We start from the raw sequence: 26,033 nt of genomic DNA, 5'->3' as shown, positions 1-26,033 counted from the left end.
CGGACGCGATGGCCCGTCCGGTCCCGCTGCCGCCCGGCGGGCGGGCCGACCCCGTCGGTGCGGCTCTCACATCAGCGCCTCGTGGTTCGCCCACGCCGCCTTGAACGGGTAGCGGGCGCGCCAGGTGTCGAAGACCTCGCCGACCTCCGGCGCGGCGAACAGGGTCCCCAGGGCATCCGCGTCGGCGGCGCCGAGCTGGACGACGGCGGTCGCGATGAAGGCCGGGATCTCCTCCTCGCCGGGGACCGGGATGTGTCGCTGTGCGGCGAACGTCTGGAGCACGCCGGTGCCCTTCGCGGCCCTCTCAAGGTCCGCGAAGTACTGGTTCAGGTCGCCTTCGGGAATCGGTTCGGTGAACTGGACGAACATGGTGTGGAGCATCATGACGCCATATGACCACTGAATGCCCGGCCCGGTCCAAGACCTGATCCGCAGGGGTTCGATAACCTGGAGGAATGGATCTGGAGGTCAGGGAGCTGCGCTACTTCGTCACTGTCGCCGAGGAGCTGCACTTCGGCCGCGCCGCCGACCGGCTCGCCGTCGCGCAGCCCGCCCTGTCGAAGACCATCAAGCGCATGGAGTCCCGGCTGCGCGTCACGCTCTTCGACCGCACCAGCCGCAGCGTCGTACTGACGCCCGCGGGTGCGGCCCTGCTGGAGCACGGCCGACATGCGCTGAACGCGATGACGGTCGCCGTGCGGAACACCCGACGCGCCGCCGAGGACGCACCGCTCCGGTTCGTGATCAAACCCGGAGGGGACGCGAACCTGCTCTCCGGAATCCTCGCCGCCTACGCAGAGCGGCCCGGTGCCCGGCGGGTCGACATCCTTTTCAGTGGCGCCACCGACCGCACCGATCATCTGCTCGACGGGCGCGCGGACGCGGGCCTGCTCTACGCCCCGTTCGACGACCTCGGCGGACTGGCCACCGAGACCCTTCACGTCGAGGACCGGGTGGCCGTCCTCCCCGAGAGCCACCGGCTCGCCGGGCGCGACAGCATCTCCCTAGGCGACCTCGCCGACGAATGCTTCCCGCGGTGGGCGGGTGTCCCCGGCGGCGGGAGCGGTCCGGAGATCGCCGATGCCGGCCAGCTCACCGCTCTGGTGAGGATCGGCCGCGTCGTCGCGGTGCTGCCCCGCTCACTCGTCACGCCCGTGGCGCCGGGCATCGCGTGCGTCCCCGTCCCCGACGCGGGGCCGAGCCGGATCGTCATCGCCCGCAGAGAAGACGACCAGCGCGAGCACGTCACCGCCCTGATCGCCGCCGCATCGCGGCGGGGCGGCTGAGTCCGCCCGCGGTCGGCGGCATCGCTCGCCGCGAAGACCAGGGGTGGCGCACCATGCCCTCGCCCCCGACCCGCGCCCGTACGCCCTCCGGGCGGGCGCCGACGAGGATGCTTGTCAATATCCAGAATCCTGTTTACTGTTCCTTACGTGAACGCCTTCGATGAGCGCTTCCTCACGCGCAACGGCCTGGCCGCCCGCCAGCTCGCGGTCCTGCTGCTCAACCATGAGCCGGACACGCGACTGCCCCGGGTGCGGGACTACGCGGAGGAACTGGGCTGCGGAAACGGCACCGTCCAGGCGGCCCTGCAGCTCCTGGAGGAGTCCGGCGCCATCAGGACGACCGCCCGGGGGCACCTCGGCACCTTCCTCGCGCACTCGGACCGCTCCATACTCTGGCGGCTCTCCGGGCTCGGGACGCTGCTGGCCGCGATGCCCCTGCCGTACTCCCGCCGGTACGAGGGCCTGGCCACCGGACTGCGCGGCGCCTTCGAGAAGGCGGGCGCGCCCTTCGCGATCACCTTCATGCGAGGCGCTGGAGCCCGTACCGCCGCCCTGCTCGAAGGCAAGGTCGACCTCGTCGTCCTGTCCCGGTTCGCCGCCGACGAGCTGATCGCCGAGCATCCGGTGGAGCTGGTGGCGGACCTGGGCCCGGCCACCTACGTAGGTGCGCACGGCATGCTCCTGCGCCACGGCGTTGACCTGGACACCCCGGGTCTACGGGTCGCGGTCGACCACGCGTCGGAGGATCTGCGCATGCTGGTCGACCTGGTCTTCGCCGGACGCCCGGACGTCCAGCGGCTGGAGGCCTCGTACATTCAGCTGCGCGACCTCTTCGCCCGCGAGGAGGTCGACGCCACCGTCTGGAACCTGGACGAGGTGCAGGACCGGCTGGGGTTCGGCGTCGACGTCCTTCCGCTGGGGGACGAGGTCACCCGCGAGCTGTCGCTGCGCAACTCGAGCGCGGCCGTCATCGGCCGGACCGAGGGCGCCAAGGCGCTGGCCGCGGTCCGGGACTCCCTGGATCTCCCACTGATCACCTCGCTCCAGCGTGAGGTGATCGAGGGCACGCGCCTGCCCTCGTACTGAGCCCCGGCCTGCGGGCCGGCCGGAAACAGGGCGAAGGCCCTGCCCGCGACGGGACCTTCGACCACATCAAAATACAAAATCCTGGTTATTGTCGATTTTAGGAGGACCGCCATGGACGACCAGCTGGCCCTGCGGATGCAGCTCTTCCGCGAAGGCGGACAGATCAAGCCCGAGGTGGCCGACTTCGTCACGGCCGAGCTGGCCGCCCTGGAGGCGGAGGGCAACACCGTGACCGAGGCGACCGCGGGCATGCTCACCAGCCATCTGATGATGGCGCTCACCCGGCTCCTGAACGGCGAGGCCATCGAGCAGTTCCTCACCGACGACCAGGTCGCCGCCGAACTGGCCGGACATCCCGAAGCCGTCAGCCGCGCCCGTACCGTCGCCGAACGCGCACAGCGCGAACTCGGGGCCGCCCTCCCGGAGTCCGAGGTGAACTTCCTGAGCATGCACCTCGCGGTACTGGCGCAGCAGACGCCCACCACCCCCTCCTCCTGAACCACTCCACCGTCCCGGACCGGCCGGTCCGAACCAGCAGGAAAGAAGCAGGACATGACGAAGATCCTCGCCGGCGGCGTCGGCAAGACCGAGGTCACCCAGACCATCAAGCAGCTCGGCATCGAGGGCCTGGAGGTCACGGCCTCCAGCGACATGGACGCGGCGATGAAGCTGCGCGTCGCCCAGGCCGACTACTACCTGGGCACCTGTCACACGGGCGCCGGTGCCTCGCTCGGCGTACTCGTCGGCCTGATGGGCAGCGCCGTCTGCCACACCTTCGGCCGCAACGTCCCCACCGAGGAGCAGATCACCGCCCTGCTGGACGAGGGCAAGAAGGTCTTCGGCTTCTCCATGGACCAGATCGACACCATCGCCCCCCTCATGGCGCGCGCCATCGCCGCCCGCGGCTGACCCCAGCCACCCCGCTCTGATCACCCCGGGCACGAAGGAGTGACCCCGTGAGTACGACACTCGCAGCCGGTACGAGCCTCGACTTCTCGCTGGCCCAGCAACTGACCGTCATAGCCCTCTGCGCGCTGACCGCGTACATCGCCCACATGGCGCTGGCCGTGTTCAACGACGGCGTACGGCCGTTCCTCCTGGACTTCATCCAGGGGCGCACCACGCGCAGCGCGACGACGGCTGTCTCGTTCGGCCTCTCGGCCGGGTTCATCTTCGGGCTCGGCGCCCCCATGGCCCTGTCCACCGGTGTGCTGAACCCGTGGCTCCTCTTCCTGCCCACCGACATCCTCGGCATGCTGTCGCCGAAGAAGTGGCTCGCGCCGATCCTCGGCGGTGCCTGGGGCGCGGTCGTCGTCTTCGGGCTCAACGGGGCCAACAACGTGGCCCATGACCTGCCGGTCGACTTCATCACCGCCATGCAGCAGATGTCGACCCCGATCCTCTTCCTCTTCACGCTGTTCCCGGTGCTGGCCATCACCAAGCAGTTCGGGCGCAAGTGGGGCGGCATCGCGGGGCTGCTGGAGTTCGCCCTGGTCGTCATGACCATGAAGCTGTGGCCCAACATGTTCGCCGGCGCGCTGGCGATGGCCGTCGGTGTGCTGATGCTCATCGGCCTCGCCGTCGCCAAGGACGTGGCCCAGCGGAAGGCGGACAGGGCCGCGGGCGTCAGCGAACCCGTCGTCGAGGGCGACGACCCGATGGCCTCCCTCTTCAGCGCCAGTGCGGCCCGGCTGCGCAGGTACCTGCCCCTGTTCATGGTGCTGGGCGCCGGAGTCTGTGTGCTCGCCCAGATGCACATATTCGGCGGCGGCGAGGCGACCAGCTTCCTGATCGCGAAGGGGCAGTACTCCGAGGCGGCGCAGGTCGACTTCTACCGCGTCTTCGGCTTCATCCCGCTGATCGCGACCACCGCGCTGGCCTCCGGCGCGTACGGCATCGCGGGCTTCACCCTCGTGTACCCCATCGGCTACCTGATGCCGAACCCGTTCCTCGCCGCGATCGTCGGTGCCCTGGTCTTCGCGGCCGAGGTGCTGGCCCTCTCCTACATCGGCAAGCTCCTCGGGCGGCTGCCCAGCGTCCGCGACTCCTCCGAGCACCTGCGCAGCGCGATCAGCGAGACGCTCCAACTGGCGATCCTCTTCGGTTCGCTGATGGCGGCCAACGCCATGGGCGGCGGTCTGGGCATCCTCGTCGTCGGCGGGCTCTACCTGCTGAACGAGGCGATGGGCCGGCCGGTCGTCCGGATGGCCGCGGCACCGGCGGCGGTGATCGTCGGCGGCATCCTCCTCAACCTCCTGTACTGGTTGGACCTGTTCACACCGATCAAGGGGTAGCCCTCCACTCCCCCGGAGCACACAGGCCGACCCGAGAAGGACCCCCCACGATGAACAGCCCCGCCCCCGCGCTGCGTACCGTCCTCGGAGACATCGCCCCCGCCGCGGTACGCGGCCCCGCCCTGGCCCATGAACACCTCGTCCTCGACCTCGACCACCGGGGTGACGGCGGCGCCGTGCTCGCCGCCGGCCGGCACACCGCCGCCGTCACCGCCGAACTGGCCGCGCTCCGCGAGGAGCACGGACTCGCCCTCGTCGTCGAGCTGACCTGTCGCGGCATGGGTCGTGACGTACGCACCCTGGCCCGGATCTCCCGGGACGCCCAGGTCCCCGTCGTCGCCGCGACCGGCTGGTACTACGAACCGTTCCACACCCCCGAGATCGACCGCGCCGGCGTCGAAGACCTCACCGCCACCCTCGTCCACGAGATCGACCACGGCATCGGCGACACGGGCATCCGTCCCGGCGTCCTCGGCGAGATCGGCAGCCACGGGGACGTCCCGAGCCCGCCGGAGAGCAAGGTGCTCCGCGCCTCGGCGCGGGCCGCCCTCGCCACCGGGCTCTCCGTCGCCACCCACGCCCAGCTCGGCCGGGGCGGCCTCGCCCAGCTGGAACTGCTCACCGGCGAAGGGCTGCCCCCGCACCGGATCTCGCTCGGCCATCAGGACCTGCTGGACGACCCGGCGGTGCACCGGGAGCTGGCCGCGAGCGGCGCGTACGTCGCCTTCGACACCGTCGGCAAGGACGGCTACCAGAGCGACGAGACCCGGCTGCGGCTCCTGCTCGCACTCCTGGAGGCAGGACACGCCGACCGGGCCCTGCTCAGCTGCGACATCTCCCGCCACGGCTACCTCACCTCCGAGGGGGGCCAGGGTTACGGCCACCTCTTCGGAAGCTTCCTGCCCAAGGTCCGTGCGGCCGGCGTCGACGACGACCTGATCGACCTGCTGACCCGCCGCAATCCGCTGCGCTTCCTCAGCGGCGCGAACGTGGAAGAGAGCTGACCATGCACCCCGTACTCCCCCGGACGTTCCCGCTGCCGACGGTGGCCCCGGCCGACGCCGTCGCCCGGCAGTTCCGGCTCATCGAGGCCACCGCCCGCCACTTCGAGGGCCCGCAGCTGTTCGCATCCGACGCCGGGGTCGTGCCCGGCCTCGGACGCCCCGCGACCACCGCCCGTGTCGAGGCCGTCCTCGCCGACTTCTTCGGTGCCGAGGACGCCGCCTTCGTCCAGGGCGCGGGCACCGGCGCGATCCGGGCCGCCCTCACCGCCGCCGTCCGGCCGGGCGACCCCCTCCTCATCCACCGGGCGCCCGTCTACCGCACCACCGAGGTCACGCTGCGCGGCCTCGGCGTCCGGACCGTCGAGGCCGACTTCAACGACCCCGACGAGCTGCGCGGGGCCCTGGAGTCCGGCCGGTTCCGCTGGGCCTACGTCCAGCACACCCGGCAGCGGCTCGCCGACTCCTACGACCCCGGCGCGGTCCTCGCCGCCTGCCGGGCCGCCGGCGTCCGTACCGTCGTCGACGACAACTACGCCGTGATGCGCACCCCGGCCGCCGGGGTCGAACTGGGCGCCGACGCCTCCTGTTTCTCCCTGTTCAAGCTGCACGGCCCGGAGGGCGTCGGCATCGTCGTCGGCGCCCGCGACCTGGTCGAGCACATCCGCCGCGACAACTACTCCGGCGGCGGCCAGGTCCAGGGGCACCAGGCGCTCGACGCGCTGCGCGCGCTCACCCACGTACCGCTCATGTGGTCGGTGCAGTCCCAGGTCGGCGCCGAGGTCGCCGAGCGGCTGACCGCGGGGGAGGTGCCCGGGGTGGCGGAAGTCCGGCTCGCCAACGCGCAGGACCGGTGCCTGCTCGTCCGGCTCGACCGGCCCGTCGCCAGGGAACTGCCCGCCGTCGCCGCCCGTTTCGGCGCGGCCCCTTACCCCGTCGGTTCCAACTCCCGTTACGAGATCACACCGCTCTTCTACCGGATGTCCAGTTCCTCCCTGGACGACTCCCCCGAACTGGCCGACTGGACCGTACGCATCAACCCGATGCGGGCGGGCGCGGACCTCGTCATCGACATCCTCCGCCGCTCACTGGCCGCGCTGAACGACCCGAAGGACCACTGACCGTGTTTCTCGACACCGTACTGACCCGTAATCCCGGGCTCGTCGAGGCCGCGGCCGCACTCCACGACGAGGGCGCGATCCCGCCGGACACCTATGTGATGGACCTGGACGCCGTCGAGGCCAACGCCGCACTGCTGGCCGCCGAGGCCGAACGGCTGGGCCTCTCCCTCTGGTTCGTCGTCAAACAGCTCGGACGCAACCCGGAACTGATCCGGGCCGTCGCCCGGCACATCCCCCGGTACGCCGCCATCGACCCGCCCGAGGCGCGCACCCTGCACGCCTCCGGTGCCCGGGCCGGCAACCTCGGCCACCTCGTCCAGATCCCGCGCCGGGCCCTGCCCGAGATGCTGGCGTGGCGTCCCGAGACCGTCACCGTCTACGACCTGGACAACGCCCGCGCGGTCTCCGACACCGCGAGGCGGCTGGGGTTCGTCCAGGACATCCTGATCCGTCTCGAAGGCGCCGAAGGAAGCACCTACCCCGGCCAGGAGGGCGGCGTACCGCTCAACCGGCTCGACGCCTTCGCCGATGCCGCCGAACGGCTTCCCGGCATCCGGATCGCGGGGGTCACCGCCTTCCCCTGCATACTGTGCGACCCGGCGACCGGAGCCCCGTACGCCACACCGAACTTCGCCCTCGCCCTCAAGGCCCGCGACGCACTCGCCGCCCGCGGCCACACGGAGCTGCTGCTGAGCGCCCCCAGCGCCACGTCGATGGCCTCGCTGCCGCTGCTCGCCGAACTCGGAGCCACCCACGGCGAGCCGGGCCACGCCCTGACCGGCACGACTCCGCTGCACGCCCTCGACCCGGCGCAGCCCGAGACGCCCGCCTACGTGTACGTCACCGAGGTCGCCCACACCCTGGACGACGGGCGCCCCGCCGTCTTCGGCGGCGGGTTCTACGCCCGCTCCCACATCCGGAGCGCCCTGCTGCCGCGCACCGGGGCGCGTCTGAACGTGCGGGACGCGCCCGCCGAGAACATCGACTATTACCGGCTGCTCGACGCGCCCGCCCCCGGACACGACGTCCGCGTCGGCGACACCGCGCTGCTCGCCTTCCGCACCCAGATCTTCGTCACCCGCTCGACCGTCGCCGTCGTCTCCGGAATCTCATCCGGAACGCCCCGTCTCAACGGTCTGTACGACGCCCAGGGCCGGTCCCTGAGCTGAGGAGGCATCCCATGGCCAAGACCGTCATCGTCGTGATCGACGGATTCGGCGTCGGCGCCATGCCCGACGCGGGCACCGCGCGCCCCGGCGACCTGAGCGCCGACACCTGCGGACATGTGCTGGACCACTGCCGGGAGGCGTTCGGCCGCCCGGTGCGGCTGCCCGTGCTGGGCTCGCTCGGCCTCGGCCTCGTCCACCCGCACCCCGATCTCGCGCGGCGCACCCATCTGCCCGTCGCCGCCGGCCGGGCCGCCCTCGGCTATCCGGGCGCCGACACCTTCGCCGGCCACCAGACCATGATGGGCGCCGACTTCAGCCGGGTGACCGTCGCCCGGCTCGCCGACCACATCGACGAGGTGACCGCCGCACTCGAAGCGGCCGGTCACCGGGTCGGCCGGCTGGACGGCGGGCCGGTCCTGGTCGTCGACGGCTCGGTGCTGGTCCACGACAACCTGGAGGCCGACCCGGGCATCAACTGGAACGCCTCCGGACGGCTGGAGGACCTGCCCTTCGACGGGCCGCGCGGCATCCTCGCCGTGGCCCGTACGGTGCGCGCCGTCGCTCCCGTGGCACGGGTCATCGCGGTGGGCGGACATGCGGACGGCCCGCTGGAGCGCTTCGTCCGGGCGGGAGAGGAGGGCACGGTCGGCCTCGACACCCCCGCCACCGGCTTCTACCGCAACGGCGGCCTCGAAGTGCAGCACCTGGGCGTGCGGATCGACCACGCCCGTCAGCTCCCCGATCTGGCCGCCCGGGCCGGCATCCCGGTCACCCTGGTGGGGAAGGCCGCCGACATCCTGGCCTGCGAGACGGCGGCCCGGCACCCGGCCGTGGACACCGCCGACGTTCTCACGCACACCCTCGAAGCGGTACGCGCCTGCGGCGACGGCCTGGTCGTGGCCAACGTCCAGGAGACGGACCTGGCCGGGCACCAGCAGGACACCGAGCGCTACGGGCGTCTGCTGGAACAGGTGGACGCGGGCCTGGCCGCGCTCGTCGCCCTGCTCGACGCGCCGGGCGACCGCCTCATCGTGACCGGCGACCACGGCAACGACCCGACGGCCGGGCACGCCTTCCACACCCGTGAGTACGTTCCGGTACTCATCCACCGGCCCGGCGCGGACGGTGTGGAGCTGCTGCCCGACGCGGGAAGCCTCGCGGACGTCGGCGCGACGGCCGCCGTTTCGCTCTCGCTGGACCCGGAGGGCCTGGCCGGCGGCCGGGAGCTGCGGACGGGCCGACGGGCCGCGTAGGGCCTGTCTCCTTCGTCACCCGCAGGGCTATGGGGCGGGCTCGGTTGCGTTCCGGGCTCCCTGTAGCAGCTCGACCGCTGCGGCAAGTTCCGCGGCCCGTAGGTCTTCCCCCGTGTCCTCGGTGTCGTCCAGCGCCCCGGCCATGGCGTGCATGCGTTCGTGACCCGTGGGCCGCGAACGACGGAACGGGCTATCCTCCGCGCATGCGCGAACAGTTCACCGGGTGGCCGGAACAAGCCGTGGATGTCTTGTGGCAGCTCCAGGGTGAACCGACGAAGGAGACCCGGGAACGCTGTCGGACGGACCGTGAGCGTCTGGTCCGGCAGCCGATGATCGCGCTGCTCAACGAGGTCGCGGACGCCGATCCCCGGTACGAGGACTTCTCCGTCTGGCACTACCGCGCCGACTCGTGGTGGTGGCAGAACCAGAGTGCGGTGATCCGGCTCGGCCGCAAGGTCGAGATCAATCTGCGGTTCTCCCTGGACGGTCTGTGGCTCCAGGGTGCCTGGTGGTATCCCGACCCCGGTCAGGTGGACGCGTTCCGCACCGCAGTGGCCTCCGAAGGCAGCGGCCGCGAACTGTCTGCCATCGTCAAGGACGTACAGCGCAAGGGCTATGACGTCTCAGGCGACATGATGAAACGACCCCCGCGCGGCATTCCGGCGGACCACCCCCGTGCCGCCCTGCTGCGCCACCGTTCGCTGATCGCCTGCCGTCCGTTCGGCTGCGAGGAATGGCTGCACACCTCCGAAACCGTCGACCGGGTCCTCTCGGCCGCAGCCGACCTGGACGCCCTGCTGATGTGGCTGGCCCGCCACGTCGGCCGTACCGCCTGACGTCATCCACGAGGGACAGCTCCAGGTCGCCGGCGAGCGGTCTGCTCCAGCGGTGACCGGCTGTACGACCTCAACGCCCGCATCCTGCCCCGGGCACGGGCCACAACCGCGACTCCCGTTCTGACATACTCGCCGTGTGTCCGAGCGTGCTTCACACGGGGCCGAGGCCCCTGAACCCTTTGACGATCACGGACCGCAACTCCCGGTCGAGCCGCCGGCTGATCCCGGGCATCCCTTGCGAACATACGTCGCTCTCTATCCCGAGGTGGCAAGGGCAGGCTCTCTGCAGAACGCTCTCCAGGCCGTGATCGACCGTGCGGGCCCTGGCCTGACGGTCGAGCTGACGTCCTCGCCGGGCTGGCGCTACGTGGCGGCGAAGTCGGAAACGGACAGCCGCTCGGCCAATGTTCTGATGGCCAAAGACGAGCGCCACTTCTCGGTCGAGTGTTGGGCCCGGAACGTGCACATGGCTTCCGGCGGTACGCAGGACCTCTCCGAGGTCGCCGGCGCGATGCGCTCGTGGCACGAGGGTTCCACGGTCCGGGCGCTCACCACGCAGTGGCCCTTCCTGAGGACGTGGGAATTGGCCGAAGCCCACGAGTGCGGCGAGGCGGTTCCGGCGCGGTGGGAGATGATGCGCCGGCCCGCCGCTGCTCGTGGCGGACGCGGGCGGGACACCGAGTGGCAAGACCTGGTCCAGGCGGCCTTCGAGCAGCCGCGGCTGCGCGCCCTGTCACCGGGAAGGTCCCTGTACTGGTTCACTCTCAGCCGACGGGCCGCGCCGCCCATCTGCTCCGACCTTCCGCGGACCAGACCGCTCGGCAACGGCCGCTTCGAGGTGACGTGCGCTGACGGCCGGGTCCAGGAGGTGGACGGCGCGGCGGCGACTGCGGCGGTGATCGTGGACAACCTCCCCGACGATGCTGTCCCGCAGCCGGTCACACCATGACGGCACCATGGCCATGAGCTGTTGAGGCCGTCGGCCACGACGTCGATGAGCCGGACGACGAGGCGCCCGCACCCACTGGACAGTCTTGCCGCGAGCACCCCGCCGAAGCGGGGGCCCGATGTGTGGGCGTTGCCTCAGACAGCGGAGAGAGGCTGCTGCCGGGTGAGGTAGTGGATCGTGGTCGCTTCGGCATGGGGAACGAGGAGGCTGCGCAGTTCTTCGGCAGCGGCGATCAGGAGGTGTCCGTCGCGGGCGGCCGTCAGCGTTTCGATGACAAAGGCGACGTGGGTGGAGGTTTCCGTGACGCGGGTGCGGTGGGCGTCCCGGTGGTTCCAGTGGCGGGTGAGGACATCGGTGGTGTCGACGTAGATGATCTCGCCGGACTTGGGGTTCTCTGCGGTGTCGGGTTCGCCGAGCGGGGTGAAGGTCTCGGTGCCGTCGGCGTAGCGGATCTCGACGTCGCCGGTGACGTGGTCGAGGTCGAAGGCCCCGGCAGGCAGGCCGTGGCGGACGGAGACGGTGTTGTAGGCGTCGACGGCCGGGTTGATGCGGGGCAGGGTGCCCCTCTTCGCGAGGCGGCGGCCGAGGGCGTCGACGCTGGGGCGGATACGGCGGGGGTTGGTGCCGAAGGAGCGGTAGGCGGTGTGCCACGACTCGATGCGGGGGTCGCTCTCGTCGGCAGGGGCCCAGGTGCCGGCGGCGAGTTCCTGCTCCAGGCCCTCCAGGGCGGCAGCTGCGCGGGGCCAGGGCACGCGACCGTTCAGACCGGTGGCGGTGACGATGGCGATGAGGGCGTCGGGGAAGGCGTCGGCGACGTCGGGGCTGATGCCGAAGGCGGTCATCGTGGAGCGGTTCCGTTCTGCTAGGGGGGTCAGGGCTTCCAGGTGCCTGTGCGGCCCAGGCGGCGGAGCTGCTGGGCGGCGGTGGATGCGTCCAGGGCGGTACCGCGTTCGGTGAGGCGGCGGGCGGTCTCGGTGCGCTGTTCGACGGGTTTGTGGTCGTCGTACTTGAACTTCGCGCGGACCTCGGTGACGTCGAGGCGCAGACCGCGGATGCCGGGCAGCATCCGCCCGTAGGGAGGCTGGTCGGGGTCGACGGGAGCGTGGTCGCCGTCGGGCTGGAAGTGGGCCATCTGGCGGCGCAGCAGCTCGGCCTTCGCCTCGGGTTCGTCGACGATGGTGGCCTGGCAGATGAACTGGACGGCGGCGTAGTAGCTGGTCGGGACACCATCGGTGGGCGGAACGTCGGGCTTGGCGCGCCAGGGGCCGGGGATGAAGGCGTAGTCGCCGGTGACGGTGAAGGTGACGTTCGGGTCGGCTTCGATCGTCTTCCAGACGGGGTTGGGGCGGGCGAGGTGGATCAACAGGACGGTGCTGTCGACGGTGAAGTGGGTGGGGACGACGATCGGCGCGTGTCCGGGCAGGCCGTTGGCGCTGAGGATGCCGAAGTCGTGGCCGTCGGCGATCCAGGTCTGCCACTCGGCCTCGTCAAGGGCGGTGTCCCAGGGCTGGATGAACACTGCTGAGGTCCTTCCGTACGGTGTGCGGGCGGGCGGTTCAGTGAGGGCGAGCGGCTGACGGCGACGGCAGCGGTGCCCGGGCCGATCAGCCGTCCGCGGTGGACGCGCTCGCCAGGACGCCGCGGGCGACCGGGGCGACGGCGGCGCCACGCCGGACGCGGCTCCCCCGGCCAGGGTCGCCGGGGCCGAGGAGGCACCGAGGAAGGGCCAAAGCAGCAGCGGCTCGACGGTGAGCGGGGCTGGGGCGGCGATCGGCGCGGCACGCCGGACATGGGCCGTGCGCGCACCGGGGCCGCCGAGGAAGTCGGCGCGCCCATAGGCCGGAGAACTGCCCAGGGCCAGCAGCGGAGCGGAACAAAGGTGGTCATCCCTTACCATCAGTGGAACGACTACACCGTACAACGCACCGACCGAGAGTCGTCAACCGAACGACCGCACGGGCCAGTGCAGTGACCGACCTGCTGGGAGAGGTGAGAGCGATGACCGAGACCGAGGCGGCGCTGCGGACGCTCGCGCACAACGTCCGCGCGGCCCGCAATCGGGCAGGGCTGTCCCTGGACGAATTCGGCCGCCGGGCCAAGGTCAGCAAGGGTGCCCTGGTCGCCCTGGAGAAGGCGCAGGGCAACCCCAACTTCGCCACCCTCGTGCGGCTCGCCGACACCCTCGGGGTCTCGGTGTCCGCCCTGATGGAGGCACCTTCCGAGGGCCGGGTCCGGGTCGTGTCCGCCGACGCGATCATGCCCTTGTGGGCCGGGGAGAGGGGCGGCGAAGCACGGCTCATGCTGACGACCTCGGGCCCGGCCCCGGTCGAGGTCTGGCGCTGGAAACTGGAGCCCGGCGAAGAGCACCCCAGCCACCCCCACCAAGCCGGTGTCGTGGAAACCCTCAGCGTCACCGCCGGACAGATGGTCCTCATCGCCGACGGCGCCGAACATCCCGTCGGAACCGGACAGACCGCCACGTTCGACGGCGACGTCCCGCACAGCTACCGCGGCGCCGGCACCGGCACCTGCCACCTGATCATGACCGTCCACATCCCGCCCGTCCCCGCTCAGGGACCGCCCTCCTGAGCCACAGATCCCCTCTTCCGGCCCAAGACGGCAGCCCCGACACGCCTTGTATCTCAGCTGAGCGTCTCAGCCGCCTTGGTCATCGGGCCTCCCGCGTCACCGGTGTTGAGCGTTCCCGCCGGTTCGAACAACAGGATCGCAGTCTCCTCCTCTGCCACGGGGCAGTGCTCGACTCCGCGGGGAACCACGAACAACTCCCCAGTTTCCAGCACCACATCGGCGTCCCTGAGCCGAATGGTGAGCCGCCCGTCGACGACCAGGAACAGTTCGTCGGTGTCCTCGTGGGTGTGCCAGACGAATTCCCCCTTCAGTTTGGCCAGCTTGACCTCGTAGTCGTTGAGCACGGCCACCTTCTTCTGCGACCACAACTCGCTGAACTGCGACAGTTTGTCGGCGAGGTTCACTGGAACAACGGACTTCGACATACGACATCCCTTCAGAAGCCGGTCAACCGGGAGTGACCTCTCAGGCCCTCCGGCCGGCGTCACGACCTTGCCGCGCTCGGGCTCCGCCGGTCTTGTACGTTTCTGGCATGTCGACCGAAGACCGCCCCTCCACGTCGATCAGCGCCTGGAAGCCGCCGGTTCGCGGGATCACCGAGGTCTTCCACGCACACTTCACCGATCACGCGTACCCGGCCCACACCCACGACACGTGGGACCTGATGATCCTCGACCACGGCTCGGTCGACTTCGCACTCGACCGCCGCCGCCATGGTGCGACCGGTACAGCCGGCGTCCTCCTGCTGCCTCCCGGCGTCCCCCATGACGGCCGGACCGTCACGGCGTCAGGGTTCCGCAAGCGCAACCTCTACCTCGACGACTCCGTGCTCCCGCGGCGTTTGGCCGGGCGTGCGGTGAACACCCCCGTCTTCAGCGACGGGCTGCTGCGCCACCGGATCGACCAGTTGCACGCCGCCCTCGTCCATGCCGGGGACGGTTTCGAAGCCGAGTCCCGCCTCGCGTTCATCCGTGAACGGCTCCATTTCCACCTGGACGCGCTCCAGCCGCGCGCACCGGGGCGTGAGGTGAACCGGCTCGCCGCCGAGTTGCGGGACCTGCTGGACTCACGCGTCCACGGTGGCGTATCCCTGCACGAGGCCGCCGCGATCCTGCACGCACACCCGACTCACTTGATCCGTTGCTTCAAGCAGTCGTACGGCCTGCCGCCGCACACCTACCTCACCGGCAAGCGGATAGAGCAAGCGCGTCGACAACTGCTTGACGGCCACCGGCCCGCCGATGTCGCCGCAGCCGTGGGATTCCACGACCAAGCCCATCTGAACCGACACTTCACACGCCATGTGGGCACCACCCCCGCGCGATACCGACGCGGCGGAGCGAACATGAAGGGCGGGGCGGTGGGCTAGAAGCGAGAGCCTAGGCAGGTGTCGCGGACCGCGGGTCGGCGGATGATTCCATCGGGCGCCTCGTCGCGCCTGCGCCCCTCAGCCATGCGAACGAGAAGAGGCCGGCACCGGCCATGACGACGGCCGCGCCGACGGCCGCGATGCTCATCCCGTGCGTGAACGCGCCTCGCGCGGCCGCCAGTACCGCTTCTGCGGTTGCCGTTCGGCAGTTGGGCCGCGGCGGCCGTCGCGCCACCCAGCGTTTCGCGCACGGCCGCGGCCGACCCCGCGCGCTCCGGCGGGGCCGCGCCGAGGGCGAGTTCGTTGGCGAGCGTCATGGCGGCGACCAGGCCGCCCGCGTACACGGACGCGCCTGCAAGGGTGAACGAGAGTGCCGAGTCGGTCTGCACCTGGGCCAGCCAGAGGAATCCGCAGGCGGACAGGATGAAGCCGGCGCCCATGACGTACGCCCGGTCCATGCGGCGTGCGAGCGCGGCTCCGGCCGGGGCCATGACGGCTACGCCGCCGGCCGGCACCAGGCTCCACAGCGCGGCGTCGAACGGGCTCAGGCCGAGGACGGACTGCAGATATTGAGTGAGGAAGACGGCCATCCCGACCATGGCGGACATCGCGAGGAGATTGGCGACCATCGGGCCGCCGAAGGTGCGCCGGCCGAGCAGGGCGAGGTCGATCATCGGATGCGGAAGGTGCTTCTGCCGGCGCACGAAGACGACGCAGAGAACGACCCCCGCGCTGACGGCGAGGGCGGGCAGCGGCTCGTACCCGTGTCGGGCCCATACCTTGATCCCGTAGGTGACCAGGAGGACAGCACTGAGCGACAGCAACGCGCTCGGCAGGTCGAAGCGTTCGCGCTTCGCTGATCTGAACTCAACGCTCGTGATCAATACAGCTAGGGCTACGGGTGCGGAGCCCGGAGTCCGGGCTCGGCCACGCGGTTGCAGCACACCCGTGCGAAGATCGCGGCGTGCACGCTCTACGCTTCCGTCTGGCCGACGGCACCGACCTTGCCTCTGTCGTGCGTCTGCGCGACGACGCTGCCCGCTGGATGCTTGCACAAGGGGTCACTGGTCAGTGGCGGCCCGGCGAACTCGGCGTGGACCACTTCCGCCGCATCATGGAGAACGGCGAGGTTTGGGTCGCGGAGGCCGCCGATCGTCTGGTCGGCGCCTGGGAACTGTGGTGGGAGGACGAGGACGCCTGGGGGCCGCAACCGTCAACAGCCGGCTATGTACACCGGCTGATGGTGAACCACCGCAGTGTCCCGCCGGGGACGGGGCGCCACCTTCTGCGAGCGGCGGAGCGCCGTGTGGCCGAGACGGGCCGACCGTTGGTGCGTCTGGACTGCCTGGCCGACAACGCACCCCTGCACGCGTACTACCTCGGTGCCGGATATCACGTCGTCGGACGCAAGGAGGGCAAGTCTCAGCCGGGCGGTACGCCCAAGTCGTTCACCCTCTTCGAGAAGCCCCTACGGCGCGGAGCAGAGTGCGGCCCAGTCTCCCGTTCGATGGGGACGGAGTGAGTGCGAGATCATCGGTCGTGAGCCTTCTGACTTCTTACGAGCCCAGCGCTACTGAGAGCGATCGGATCAAGGTGTGGTACAGGTTTGTGCCGCGCGAGGGCTGGCTCCCCCAGGACACGGAAGGGCTCTGGGCAACTCGCCTGAGCGAAGACACCGCCAAGGTGGAGAACGCCCCCTTCTTGCAGGACGGCGTGGCTGAGGGCGAGATCGTACGTTTCGTGACGGACGCCGACGGACTCCACTGGTCCCAGGAACGAGTGGAGGCATCAGGCAACTGCACGGTCCGGGTCCTGCCCGTTCCCTCCGGCCCACTAGGCAGAAGCGCCCGAGCCGTGCACGAGCGGCTGGCGCCGTTCGGCCTGGGCGGTGAGGTCTTCAGCGAGGAGTTCCCGTTGGTCGCCGTCACGGTGCCTGCCGATGCGGACCTCGGTGGAATCAAGGCGCTGCTGGCTCGCGGCCAGGAGGAGGGGTGGTGGTACTTCGAGGTCAGCTGTGTCACCGAGGCATGGCGCAATGCGTAGTGCCCCCGGCGAGAACGACCCCGCCAGGAGGACGGACGCCGATGGCGCGTGCGCGAGGGGACGGGCAACCCGCGCTGCCATGACAGCCGCCGATTACGCCCCGGTCGGCGGCCCCGTCCGGGGCGGGTGCGTCATCGTGTCCAGGCTCTGGTCAGCGCAGCGGCCCGTCAGCGGCGGCAAGACCTGGATGAGCAGCCACCTCCCTGTACGGAGCCGCCGCCTCACGCGGTGCCCCGCCGGGTAGCGAGCGGCGAAGAGAGCACCCGCCTGCGGCTTACTGGTACGGCTTACTGGTGGCGCTCTTCCTTGGCTGACGAAGACATCGGGGCGAGACGTTCCACATACGCCTCGATCTCACCGGATTGACCTGGGTCGTCGCCGAACTGGCCGGCTAGGGCAAACGCGCCTGCCGTCTTCCAGTAGCCCCTCCGCGCCCAGAAGTCGTCCCCCTCGTTCGGCGAGGCGGGTGGACGCGCCCCCTGCGGGTCGTGCGGCCGGAAGAGCAGGCGGCGGTCGCTGAGGCGAGCGACGGCGGAGGCAGCCGCCTCGCCGGGCGGTCACGCGACAGTTGCACGCGACGGCAAACGCGACCAATGATTGAAGGCGCTTGCGCTTATACCGCGTCTGCAATTATTGTTTTAGAGCGCAACCGCCACATGCAACCACTGGAAGGTACTCCCCCATGCCTCTCGCGCTCCTGGCCCTCGCCATCGGGGCCTTCGGGATCGGCACCACCGAGTTCGTGATCATGGGTGTGCTGCCCGAGGTCGCAGAAGACTTCGGCGTCACCATTCCCACGGCCGGCTGGCTGGTCTCCGGATACGCGTTCGGCGTCGTCCTCGGCGCCCCCCTGCTCACCGTGCTCGGCACCCGGGTCTCCCGCAAGAAGATGCTCATGTTCCTCATGGGGCTGTTCATCGCCGGCAACGCCCTCTCCGCCTCCGCCCCCAGCTTCGGCCTCATGCTGACCGGCCGGGTCGTCGCCTCGCTCGCGCACGGAGCGTTCTTCGGCATCGGCTCCGTCGTAGCCGCCGGCCTCGTCGCCCCGCAGAAGAAGGCCTCCGCGATCTCCCTGATGTTCATGGGCCTGACCCTGGCCAATGTCGTCGGCGTCCCCATCGGTACGTACGTCGGCCAGGTCGCCGGCTGGCGCGTCACCTTCGCGATCGTCGCCGCGCTCGGCGTCATCGGTCTCCTCGGCGTCGCCAAGCTCGTCCCCGAGACCGGCCGGCCGGAGTCGGTGAGCGTCCGCGGCGAGTTCGCCACGTTCCGCAACGTCCAGGTCTGGCTCGCCATGGCGATGACCGTCCTCGGGTACGGAGGTGTGTTCGCTGCGATCACCTACATCACTCCGATGATGACCGAGGTCGCCGGTTACAGCGAGGGAGCCGTGACCTGGCTGCTCGTCCTGTTCGGCGTCGGCATGTTCCTGGGCAACCTGATCGGCGGCAAGTTCGCCGACCGGGCCCTGATGCCCATGCTCTTCACCGCCCTGGCCGCCCTGACCGCCGCCCTGCTGCTGTTCACGGCGACCGCGCACAACAAGGCACTCGCCGCGATCACCCTCTCGCTGATCGGCGCTCTCGGCTTCGCGACCGTACCGCCGCTGCAGAAGTGGGTGCTCGACCAGGCCTCCGCCGCACCGACGATGGCCTCCGCCGCCAACATCGGCGCCTTCAACCTCGGCAACGCCCTCGCCTCCTGGCTCGGCGGTGTCGTCATCGCCGCAGGCCTCGGCTACACCGCCCCGAACTGGGTCGGCGCCATCCTCTCCGCCACGGCGCTGCTGCTCGCCTTCCTCGCCGCCCACCTGCACCGGCGCGACCGCAGGGCGGGCCGAGTCGTCGCCGGGTCCTCGGCGGCCGGGTCCACCCCGGCCACGGTCTGATCCGGCCCCACCCTCGCCCCCGGGGTACGGCTCCGAGGGAAGCCCGCCGAGCGCCACCGCCCCCGCCGCTGACCACACAGAACACCGAGGACCCGGTCGTGTCCGCCCGTCGTGCCGCCGAGGCCGCCGAGGCCGCCGCAGTCAACGTCAGCGTCGTCGTCCCTCGACGTGGGCGCCGGCCTGCTCGCCCTCCGCCGCGACGACCGGCTCATCGGCGCCGAGACCGTCCGACACTCCCTGATCCCCAGCACGCCCGTACGACCCGTACCACCGAAAGGCCACACGCACCATGGCACCGAACACCACCGTCCCCACAGTCGCCCTCAACAACGGCATCGAGATCCCGCAGCTCGGCTTCGGCGTCTTCCAGGTCCCCGACGCCGAGACCGCTGCCGCCGTCACCTCCGCACTGGAGGCCGGTTACCGCTCGATCGACACCGCCGCGATCTACGGCAACGAGTCCGGCGTCGGCACGGCCCTCGCGAACTCCGGGATCGCCCGCGAGGAGCTGTTCGTCACCACCAAGCTGTGGAACGCCGACCAGGGCTACGACGCCACGCTTCGCGCCTTCGACGACAGCCTGGCCAAGCTCGGCCTCGAGTACGTCGACATGTACCTCATCCACTGGCCGACCCCGGCCCGCGACCTGTACAAGGACACCTGGAAGGCCATCGAGAGGCTCGTCGCCGACGGCCGGGTCCGTGCTGCGGGTGTCTCCAACTTCCAGCCCGACCACCTGAAGCGGCTGATCGACGGCGCCGAGGTCGTCCCGGCCGTCAACCAGGTCGAGCTGCACCCGGGCTTGCAGCAGAACGAACTGCGCGCCACACACGCCGAGCTGGGCATCGCCACCGAGGCGTGGAGCCCGCTCGCCCAGGGCGCCGTCCTCAAGGACGAGGCCGTCACGGCCATCGCCGGCCGGCACGGCAAGTCCCCCGCCCAGGTCGTCCTGCGCTGGCACCTCCAGCTCGGCAACATCGTCATCCCCAAGTCGGTGACGCCCTTGCGCATCCGGCAGAACCTCGACGTCTTCGACTTCACCCTCACCGAGGACGAGATGACCACGATCGCCGGTCTCGACCGCGACCTGCGCACCGGCCCCCACCCGGACCAGCTCAACTGATCCGACCGGCCTCCACAGGCTGCCGCGGGCTCGCGCGGACGGGACAGCGGGTCCCCGTCCGCGCGAGCCTCCCGTGCGTTTCCGTGGCCGCCGGAATCCAGCCTCGACAGCTGTGCCGGTGAAAGGCTGCTCCCCCAGCACTCGAGACCTGCTCGCGCGCCCGCTCTTCGACGGACCACCGAGCGAAGGGCCGACGTCACGGTCCCGCCGATACGGCGCGGCTCCATCGGGCTTGGGCAGCAGCCCGTACTGGGTCATGGCCTGCCACGCCGTACGCAAGACCGGATCGCGGGCCTGCGCGACATTGACTCGGACGATCGTTCCCGGGGCGGGGAACTCGGCCGGCGTCCTGACCCCGAACCTGTGCACCTCCCGGGCTCCTGCTTGACCGCAAAGAAGTCCGACTCAGGGAGCAGCCACCGGTGGGCTGGTACTTGCCCTGGCCCAGATCAACTCCGCGAGCTGCCCAGGACCAAGTGGCTGCGTACAGTCCAGCCCTCCGGCCAGACACGCTGGTGCCGAGGTCAGCGGGTCTGCAGAAGTCCCGGTGCACGCCGTACCGCTTCGGCACGAGCCAGGCGGTAGTCGCTGATCTCCGATGAGCGGTCCACCGAGACGTTGGTGCGGTAACGGCGGTCCAAGCGCTCGGCGACGTCAACCAGCCGGCTCCCCCGCTGGCACTCGGCGTCCGCCACCGCGATCGCGATCTCGGTGGCGGCTGGGCTGGCATCGACCTCTTCGCCACCACGAGATCGTGCGGCGGCCCGACGCGCGGCCTCTGGCGTCGCGAACGCCCGGTGTCGGCCCTTCATGCAGTTCCGCCACTCGTTCACCGCCGCGAGGTAGGAGGCATCGGAGGTGACACGGCGGTGGACCTCGAGATTGAGGTTGTTGGCGATGAACTGGTTGCGCAGCCAGGCCGCGAGATCCGGTCCGTAGAGCGAGCGCCGGGCCTGGGACGTGCAGCCGTCGCGGTTGGTGGTGATGCTCTCGCCGTCGGGAACGTCGATGGTGATGCGGGTGTCATCGTGCCCGAACAGCGCGACGGGGTAGGCCTGCCGCCGGCTTTCTGAAAGTGATGCCAGATAGATCTGGTTCGGGTCGTCGGACACGAATTGGCTGATCGCATCGTTCGCTCGCGAGGGTGAACCGTATCCGTACCGGCGCGCGGTGGTGACGCTCAGACGGCCGTAGTCGGCGCCGGCCCCTGCCAGAGCTTGTTCGGGAGGCCGGCGCACCACATATCTGAATCCGGCATCGGCCATGCACTGTGCCACCAAGCGGCCTTCGGCGAGGTACAGATACCGTGCGGCCTCCGGGGTCAGATCCCCCTGGGCGTCCTGAAAAACCGCTGGGGCCGCAGGCAAGGGCGCCGAAGCGACCCCAGGCGGTTCGCTGCTTCCGCAACCGGTGAAAAGCAGGTTGAGAGCTATCAGCAGGCACGCGCCAGAACCCCGGAGCTTCCGCCGAGGCGAAGCGGGCGCGGGCTCGACCCCGTCCCGGGTTGTCGCCCGGCGTGGGCGCGCCGGCCCGGCAGCAGTGGTCAATGCCATGACTCGTCGACCTCTTTCGTCATCCCACCGTCGGCCCCCTGCCGGACGGCCGCGGTCGAGCCCGGTCTTCGTGAGGGCGCCGACGGCCCGGAGGATTTCCGGGCCGCGGCATCCGGGGCTTCAGCAGCCCCAGTTGTTGGAACTGCCCAGGTGGGCATGGGCGGCGTCCTGCGGGGACGAGGTGCCCGGCGCCACGACCTTGACCGAGCCCGTGTAGTAGTAGCCCTGCCAGACGCAGGCATTCAGCCCGGAGGTCCCGTGGTTGTACCAGGACGAGTCGTGGTTGTTGATGGCCCAGGCGCTCCAGTCGGAGTTGGAGCCGCTGAACTTGTACATGTGGCCGTTGTAGGAGGTCTGGTCCCAGACGCAGAGGTAGCCGGACGGGCAGTCGGCGGTGGCGGCCTGGGCGGGCGAAACCGGGCCGAGGAATACGGTCGCGACGGCTGCGGCGACCAACGGCAGGACACGGGTAAGGCGCATGGGAATTCTCCTCTGTCGATTCGGGGAGCAGGAATGTGCTCTGCGGCAGGTGCCGACCGCGGCTTCGAAGGGTGCATTTCGGCCCTCGGTAAGGCATCTGCGTCAACTCGAGGTTCCGGGAAGCGAGAGTTGTTCGCCAGGCCGGCAGGACGGCCATAATCAACGAATCAATCGGACCATTCGGAGGGTGGAGCGCGTTGGCAGGAAGGCCGGGCCGTCCGGAACAGCCGCTGAATCCTGAGGCCGGGCCTCTGGAACGCTTCGCATTGGATCTGCGTGCGCTGCGTAGCAGAGTTCGGCTCACCTACGCAGAGATGGCCGCCTCGACCCGTTTCTCGCAAAGTGCGCTGTCCCAGGCCGCGGCCGGCCGGCGGCTGCCCAGCCGTGAAGTCCTCCTCGCCTATGTTCGTGCGTGCGGTGGCGACCCGCGGTGGTGGGAGGAATGTTGGGAGCGTGTACGGAACGAGCTGAACCAACCCCAGGAAGCACGGCACACCCACCCGGCCACCCCGCCGGGCTTCGGCGGCGTGGAGACCACCAGCTTCGTGGGCCGGGAGACCGAGTTGACCCAAGCCGCTGCTCTGCTGGAGCACAGTCGACTGGTCACGCTGGTCGGCGTGGGCGGTGTGGGCAAGACGCGACTGGCCGGGCGGGTCGTACGAGAGGTGGGCGAGCGGTTCACGGACGGCACCTACTGTGCGGAACTGGCTGAACTCAGCAGCGACCACGCTGTTCCGGAAGCGGTTGCCTCCGCCGTCGGCGTACATGCCAGGGCGGGGCAGGACCCCCTGAGCGCGCTCGCGGCGGCGTTGCGTGGGCGGTGCGTGCTCCTTCTCCTCGACAACTGCGAGCATGTGCTCGGTGGCTGCGCGCGCACCATTCAGGGCCTGCTGCCGGTGTTGCCGAAACTGCGTGTCCTTGCGACCAGCAGACAGCCCATCAATCTCGGCTCGGAGCATGTGCTGCAGGTGAGACCGCTGGAGCTTCCTCCCCTGCCCCCGCCGCAGTCGCCCAGTCGGACGCCTGGAGACGAGCGCGCCCCAGGAGCGTGCGGCGTGGATTCGCCTGCCATGACGCTCTTCGCCGACAGGGCCGAGGCCGCGTCTCCCGGCTTCCGGGTGACTGATGCGAACCGGCACGTGGTTGCCCAGGTGTGCCGAAGGCTGGATGGACTTCCTCTCGCCTTGGAGATCGCCGCGCGGCGCTTGCGCACCCTGGCCCCCGAGGAGCTTGTGAAGCGGCTCGACCACAGGTTCCGCCTTCTGGGCCCCAGCGCCGGGGAGCGCATCGCGCCCCCTCGCCACCAGGCTTTGCGCGCGCTCTTCGACTGGAGTTACGAGTTGTGCACCGAGGCCGAAAGACGGGCCTGGGAGCAGCTGTCGCTGTGTACCGGTGGGGTGCTGCTGACCGACGCGGAACAGCTCTGTGGCCCCGCCGGGCAGGACACTGCGGGGTCGATGGGCGGGGGTGAGGCATTCGAGGCCCTGGTCGGGCTCATGGACAAGTCGCTCCTCACACGTATCGAGACCGAAGGCTGTACCCGTCTGCACATGCTGGAGACCGTTCGCTCCTACGGCCAGGAGCGCCTCGTGGAGAGCGGACGGGCCCAGTCGGCTCTGCGTCGCCACCGTGCCTGGTATCTCCGGCTCGCTGCGCGGGCGGGGCTCGCGTACGGCTCGCCCGCACAGGCATCGTGGCTACGCCGACTGCGGGTGGAGCACTCCAACCTCCGGCAGATCGCCACCTCGCCCGCACCTCCCGGCGAGCCTGCGGCGATGGTGCTGCACGCATGTCTCGGCTTCTGGCTGCATTGTCTGACCTCGGCCAATGTGGGCGAGGGCGCGGGCTGGATGCGCGGCATTCTCGAACGCCATCCCCGCCCTCCCTCCCCCGAGACCGCCCTCCTGTGGTGCCAGGCCGTGTGGGTGGCTGGGTTCCTGTTGCTTCTCCAGGGTGATCACGACGGCGCTCGAAAGGTGATCACGCGAGGAGAAAGGGCCCTGCCGGATGTGCCTGCTGTGAAAGCCGCCCCTGCGGGTGACCACGCGGACCACCCGACTCCCGAACAACTGACAGCGGCGTTCCTTCAGTTGCGTGCTCTTCCTGCCCTGTTCGCGGGAGACACGGAGACCGCCGTGAAGTTCACGGAAGCCTCTCTGACCACCGGTCAGTGGTCCGACGCGCTGTTGACTCGGGAACAGTGCATCGCGCAGCTCGGCTTCGCCGCCGTGATGCAGGGGGATCACGCCCGCTCTACCGGGTTACTCGAACAGGCGCTGGGGATGTCCGAGGCCCGGGGCGACGTATGGCATCGGTGCTATCTCCTGTGGGCCCTGGCCGTCAATCACAGCGACGCGGGGCGGCCGGACCTCGCCCTGGAGCCCCTCGAGCGCGCTCTCCGGCACGCGAGAGAGATCGACGAGCATTTGGGAGAGGCGGCCCTCAGCGAGACCCTGGCCTGGGTGCTCTCCTCCTGTGGCGACCCGCGCTCAGCGGCAGTCGTGCTGGGGGCGGTGGACCGCGTGTGGCACCCGTCCGGCGCCCCTCGCCTCTTCGGGTTCGTGCTCTTGACCACCCATCGTGAGCGCGTGCTCCACAGCGCGCACCGGCTGCTGGGCGAGAGCGAGTACCGAAGGGCGTACCAGGAGGGGCAGCACCTCGGCCTGCGCCGGACGCTGGAGAGAGCCTTCGCAGCCCATCGGGTTCCTTCACACACCATTCCCGGACCTCACCCGGCAAGTCGGCATGGAAGCCCATCCGTCGCCGGTCTCCGCAAGGAGGCTGCCCAATGACCCGAGGCTGTCACCGGCCGAGGCGTGATGAGGCATCGAGGACACGCCCTCATCGCCGCGTTTCTACGCCACGCCCGCAGGAGCCACGCGCGCGCCGCGACTTCGCGGGCGCAAGACCAGCCGGGCGGCTGCGGCTACCGGCTCGGTCAACGTCTCCTCGTGCGCTTGCCCCGGCCATCGGGCTCGACGTCCTCCGAGGTACGCAGGGGCGCGATGCCGGCGGCACCGATCGCGATCACCATGGCACCGCGGCGGTCGGCCGTGCCGGTGGAGTCTGCGGTCACCACGACCACGGTCGATCGTTTCGCTCCTGCTCCGCATCCCACCGCCCCCAGTCGGACCCTACGATCAGCGTCACGGCTGCGACGACACGGCGCCGGACGTTCGGCAGTCCATCCGACGGGCTCGGTGTAGATCCGCGCGGGCGTCGTCAGGGAAAGGCGCCTCCAGGAGGAGTTCCGATGCCGCCGTCGAGACGGTTGGCGAATGGCGCGGGCATGACGCATATTCTTGGCTGAGCGGACCGCGAAGGCCCAGGCGACTGTGGCCACGCCCCCGGAAGGACCCTGCCGATGGACCCAGCACCGGAGCACCGGGCTCAGCGGATGACGCCAAGCCTCCCGCACACGGTGGGAACGCGAGACACGCGCCTGATCGTGGTCCGGGGCAACAGTGCTTCGGGCAAATCCTCGGTCGCAGCTGGCCTGCGCGAGCGCTTCGGACGCAACCTCGCCATCGTCGGCCAGGACAACCTGCGACGCATCGTGCTCCGCGAACGGGACCGACCCGGCGCGGCGAACATCGGGCTGATCGACCTCACCACCCGCTATGCCCTGGACAACGGCTTCCACGTCGTCGTCGAAGGCATCCTGTACGCCGACCGCTACGGCCCCATGCTCCAGAACCTGGTCCACGCCCACTGCGGCGTATCACGCTGCTACTACCTGGACGTGCCCTACGCGGAGACAGTGCGCCGGCACGCTACAAAGGCGGATGCCGAGTATCTTCGGCACGTCACCCCCCGTCATCTGCGCGACTGGTTTCGGGAAAGAGACCTGCTTCCCGACGCGCTGGAAACGGTCATCGACGAGAGCAGCGCCCTGGACGACACCATCGAGCAGATCCTGCGCGAAAGCGGACTGGACCAGGTGCCTCCCATCGACCGCTGAGCCGACCCCTCGCACCATCAGACGCGCTACGA

27 protein-coding genes are annotated in these 26,033 nt (G+C 70.2%); 19 read left to right on the top strand and 8 right to left on the bottom strand.

What is annotated here, in order from left to right; genetic code table 11:
* Positions 1-66 precede the first annotated feature (66 nt).
* Positions 67-384, bottom strand: a complete 318-nt coding sequence (locus tag ACFUJY_RS30140; protein ID WP_383305537.1) for a hypothetical protein — start codon at positions 382-384, stop codon at positions 67-69.
* A 71-nt stretch (positions 385-455) separates the two neighbouring features.
* Here ACFUJY_RS30140 and ACFUJY_RS30135 point away from each other — a divergent pair, with 71 nt between their 5' ends.
* The 11 genes from ACFUJY_RS30135 to ACFUJY_RS30085 all read left to right on the top strand — a co-directional run bounded on the left by ACFUJY_RS30135 (position 456) and on the right by ACFUJY_RS30085 (position 10,995).
* Positions 456-1,286, top strand: a complete 831-nt coding sequence (locus ACFUJY_RS30135) for a LysR family transcriptional regulator (protein WP_383305535.1) — start codon at positions 456-458, stop codon at positions 1,284-1,286.
* Between the two features lie 147 nt (positions 1,287-1,433).
* Entirely contained in the window at positions 1,434-2,372 is a 939-nt protein-coding gene (gene yhfZ / locus ACFUJY_RS30130; protein ID WP_383305533.1) for a GntR family transcriptional regulator YhfZ, read from the top strand.
* 111 nt (positions 2,373-2,483) lie between these two features.
* Positions 2,484-2,870: a PRD domain-containing protein gene (locus tag ACFUJY_RS30125; RefSeq protein ID WP_383305531.1), complete on the top strand. Its 387-nt coding sequence runs from the start codon at positions 2,484-2,486 to the stop codon at positions 2,868-2,870.
* A gap of 54 nt (positions 2,871-2,924) precedes the next feature.
* Positions 2,925-3,281: a DUF2620 domain-containing protein gene (locus ACFUJY_RS30120; RefSeq protein ID WP_161207663.1), complete on the top strand. Its 357-nt coding sequence runs from the start codon at positions 2,925-2,927 to the stop codon at positions 3,279-3,281.
* A 47-nt stretch (positions 3,282-3,328) separates the two neighbouring features.
* Positions 3,329-4,666 (top strand): YhfT family protein, encoded by a 1,338-nt coding sequence (locus ACFUJY_RS30115; protein WP_383305528.1) that lies wholly within the window; start codon positions 3,329-3,331, stop codon positions 4,664-4,666.
* A 50-nt stretch (positions 4,667-4,716) separates the two neighbouring features.
* Complete coding sequence (locus ACFUJY_RS30110) at positions 4,717-5,670, top strand: phosphotriesterase (protein ID WP_383305527.1); 954 nt, start codon at positions 4,717-4,719, stop codon at positions 5,668-5,670.
* A 2-nt stretch (positions 5,671-5,672) separates the two neighbouring features.
* Entirely contained in the window at positions 5,673-6,788 is a 1,116-nt protein-coding gene (locus tag ACFUJY_RS30105) for an aminotransferase class V-fold PLP-dependent enzyme (protein WP_383305525.1), read from the top strand.
* Positions 6,789-6,790: 2 nt separating this feature from the next.
* On the top strand, positions 6,791-7,957 hold the full coding sequence (locus ACFUJY_RS30100) for an alanine racemase (RefSeq protein WP_383305523.1): 1,167 nt from the start codon (positions 6,791-6,793) through the stop codon (positions 7,955-7,957).
* Between the two features lie 11 nt (positions 7,958-7,968).
* The gene (locus tag ACFUJY_RS30095; protein WP_383305521.1) at positions 7,969-9,210 is read left to right on the top strand and encodes a phosphopentomutase; all 1,242 of its coding nucleotides are present in this window, start codon (positions 7,969-7,971) and stop codon (positions 9,208-9,210) included.
* A 203-nt stretch (positions 9,211-9,413) separates the two neighbouring features.
* Entirely contained in the window at positions 9,414-10,046 is a 633-nt protein-coding gene (locus tag ACFUJY_RS30090; RefSeq protein ID WP_383305519.1) for a DUF2461 family protein, read from the top strand.
* A gap of 136 nt (positions 10,047-10,182) precedes the next feature.
* Positions 10,183-10,995, top strand: coding sequence for a DUF6193 family natural product biosynthesis protein (locus tag ACFUJY_RS30085; RefSeq protein WP_383305517.1), 813 nt, complete (start codon positions 10,183-10,185; stop codon positions 10,993-10,995).
* A gap of 134 nt (positions 10,996-11,129) precedes the next feature.
* Here the strand turns inward: ACFUJY_RS30085 and ACFUJY_RS30080 are convergent, their stop codons facing one another.
* Together ACFUJY_RS30080 and ACFUJY_RS30075 are read right to left on the bottom strand one after the other, a co-directional pair.
* Positions 11,130-11,837: a B3/4 domain-containing protein gene (locus ACFUJY_RS30080; protein ID WP_383305515.1), complete on the bottom strand. Its 708-nt coding sequence runs from the start codon at positions 11,835-11,837 to the stop codon at positions 11,130-11,132.
* Between the two features lie 29 nt (positions 11,838-11,866).
* Positions 11,867-12,514, bottom strand: coding sequence for an FMN-binding negative transcriptional regulator (locus tag ACFUJY_RS30075; RefSeq protein ID WP_383305514.1), 648 nt, complete (start codon positions 12,512-12,514; stop codon positions 11,867-11,869).
* Between the two features lie 479 nt (positions 12,515-12,993).
* Between ACFUJY_RS30075 and ACFUJY_RS30070 the strand changes: the two genes are divergently transcribed.
* Entirely contained in the window at positions 12,994-13,584 is a 591-nt protein-coding gene (locus ACFUJY_RS30070) for a helix-turn-helix domain-containing protein (RefSeq protein WP_383305513.1), read from the top strand.
* A 53-nt stretch (positions 13,585-13,637) separates the two neighbouring features.
* Here ACFUJY_RS30070 and ACFUJY_RS30065 read toward each other — a convergent pair whose 3' ends face one another.
* On the bottom strand, positions 13,638-14,009 hold the full coding sequence (locus ACFUJY_RS30065) for a cupin domain-containing protein (RefSeq protein ID WP_383305511.1): 372 nt from the start codon (positions 14,007-14,009) through the stop codon (positions 13,638-13,640).
* 107 nt (positions 14,010-14,116) lie between these two features.
* Between ACFUJY_RS30065 and ACFUJY_RS30060 the strand changes: the two genes are divergently transcribed.
* Positions 14,117-14,953 carry a helix-turn-helix domain-containing protein gene (locus ACFUJY_RS30060; RefSeq protein ID WP_383305509.1) on the top strand — a complete coding sequence of 279 codons (837 nt, stop codon included), beginning with the start codon at positions 14,117-14,119 and terminating at the stop codon, positions 14,951-14,953.
* On the opposite strand, the gene ACFUJY_RS30055 is transcribed toward ACFUJY_RS30060, so the two are convergent.
* Positions 14,950-15,837, bottom strand: a complete 888-nt coding sequence (locus ACFUJY_RS30055; protein ID WP_383305507.1) for an MFS transporter — start codon at positions 15,835-15,837, stop codon at positions 14,950-14,952. The two genes, ACFUJY_RS30060 and ACFUJY_RS30055, sit on opposite strands and share 4 nt — an antisense overlap.
* An 80-nt stretch (positions 15,838-15,917) precedes the next feature.
* Here ACFUJY_RS30055 and ACFUJY_RS30050 point away from each other — a divergent pair, with 80 nt between their 5' ends.
* The 4 genes from ACFUJY_RS30050 to ACFUJY_RS30035 all read left to right on the top strand — a co-directional run bounded on the left by ACFUJY_RS30050 (position 15,918) and on the right by ACFUJY_RS30035 (position 20,007).
* Positions 15,918-16,475: a GNAT family N-acetyltransferase gene (locus ACFUJY_RS30050; protein WP_383305505.1), complete on the top strand. Its 558-nt coding sequence runs from the start codon at positions 15,918-15,920 to the stop codon at positions 16,473-16,475.
* A gap of 17 nt (positions 16,476-16,492) precedes the next feature.
* Positions 16,493-16,996 (top strand): DUF4265 domain-containing protein, encoded by a 504-nt coding sequence (locus ACFUJY_RS30045; RefSeq protein WP_383305504.1) that lies wholly within the window; start codon positions 16,493-16,495, stop codon positions 16,994-16,996.
* 682 nt (positions 16,997-17,678) lie between these two features.
* A complete protein-coding gene (locus ACFUJY_RS30040; RefSeq protein WP_383305502.1) occupies positions 17,679-18,884 on the top strand; it encodes an MFS transporter in 1,206 nt (401 codons plus the stop codon).
* Between the two features lie 289 nt (positions 18,885-19,173).
* Positions 19,174-20,007 carry an aldo/keto reductase gene (locus ACFUJY_RS30035; RefSeq protein ID WP_383305500.1) on the top strand — a complete coding sequence of 278 codons (834 nt, stop codon included), beginning with the start codon at positions 19,174-19,176 and terminating at the stop codon, positions 20,005-20,007.
* 524 nt (positions 20,008-20,531) lie between these two features.
* On the opposite strand, the gene ACFUJY_RS30030 is transcribed toward ACFUJY_RS30035, so the two are convergent.
* Together ACFUJY_RS30030 and ACFUJY_RS30025 are read right to left on the bottom strand one after the other, a co-directional pair.
* Positions 20,532-21,272 (bottom strand): hypothetical protein, encoded by a 741-nt coding sequence (locus ACFUJY_RS30030; protein WP_383305498.1) that lies wholly within the window; start codon positions 21,270-21,272, stop codon positions 20,532-20,534.
* A gap of 408 nt (positions 21,273-21,680) precedes the next feature.
* A complete protein-coding gene (locus ACFUJY_RS30025) occupies positions 21,681-22,040 on the bottom strand; it encodes a peptidase inhibitor family I36 protein (RefSeq protein WP_383305497.1) in 360 nt (119 codons plus the stop codon).
* A gap of 197 nt (positions 22,041-22,237) precedes the next feature.
* Between ACFUJY_RS30025 and ACFUJY_RS30020 the strand changes: the two genes are divergently transcribed.
* Positions 22,238-24,832 (top strand): ATP-binding protein, encoded by a 2,595-nt coding sequence (locus ACFUJY_RS30020; RefSeq protein ID WP_383305495.1) that lies wholly within the window; start codon positions 22,238-22,240, stop codon positions 24,830-24,832.
* A gap of 146 nt (positions 24,833-24,978) precedes the next feature.
* On the opposite strand, the gene ACFUJY_RS30015 is transcribed toward ACFUJY_RS30020, so the two are convergent.
* The gene (locus ACFUJY_RS30015) at positions 24,979-25,116 is read right to left on the bottom strand and encodes a hypothetical protein (protein WP_383305493.1); all 138 of its coding nucleotides are present in this window, start codon (positions 25,114-25,116) and stop codon (positions 24,979-24,981) included.
* A gap of 288 nt (positions 25,117-25,404) precedes the next feature.
* On the opposite strand from ACFUJY_RS30015, the gene ACFUJY_RS30010 reads away from it, so the two are divergent.
* Positions 25,405-26,001 (top strand): AAA family ATPase, encoded by a 597-nt coding sequence (locus tag ACFUJY_RS30010; RefSeq protein WP_383305491.1) that lies wholly within the window; start codon positions 25,405-25,407, stop codon positions 25,999-26,001.
* The last annotated feature ends 32 nt before the right edge of the window (positions 26,002-26,033 follow it).

Source organism: Streptomyces sp. NPDC057249, from assembly GCF_042669245.1.
GTDB lineage: Bacteria > Actinomycetota > Actinomycetes > Streptomycetales > Streptomycetaceae > Streptomyces.
The sequence above is the reverse complement of the archived record's forward strand: the minus strand, read 5'-3'. Positions and strand labels throughout refer to the sequence as shown.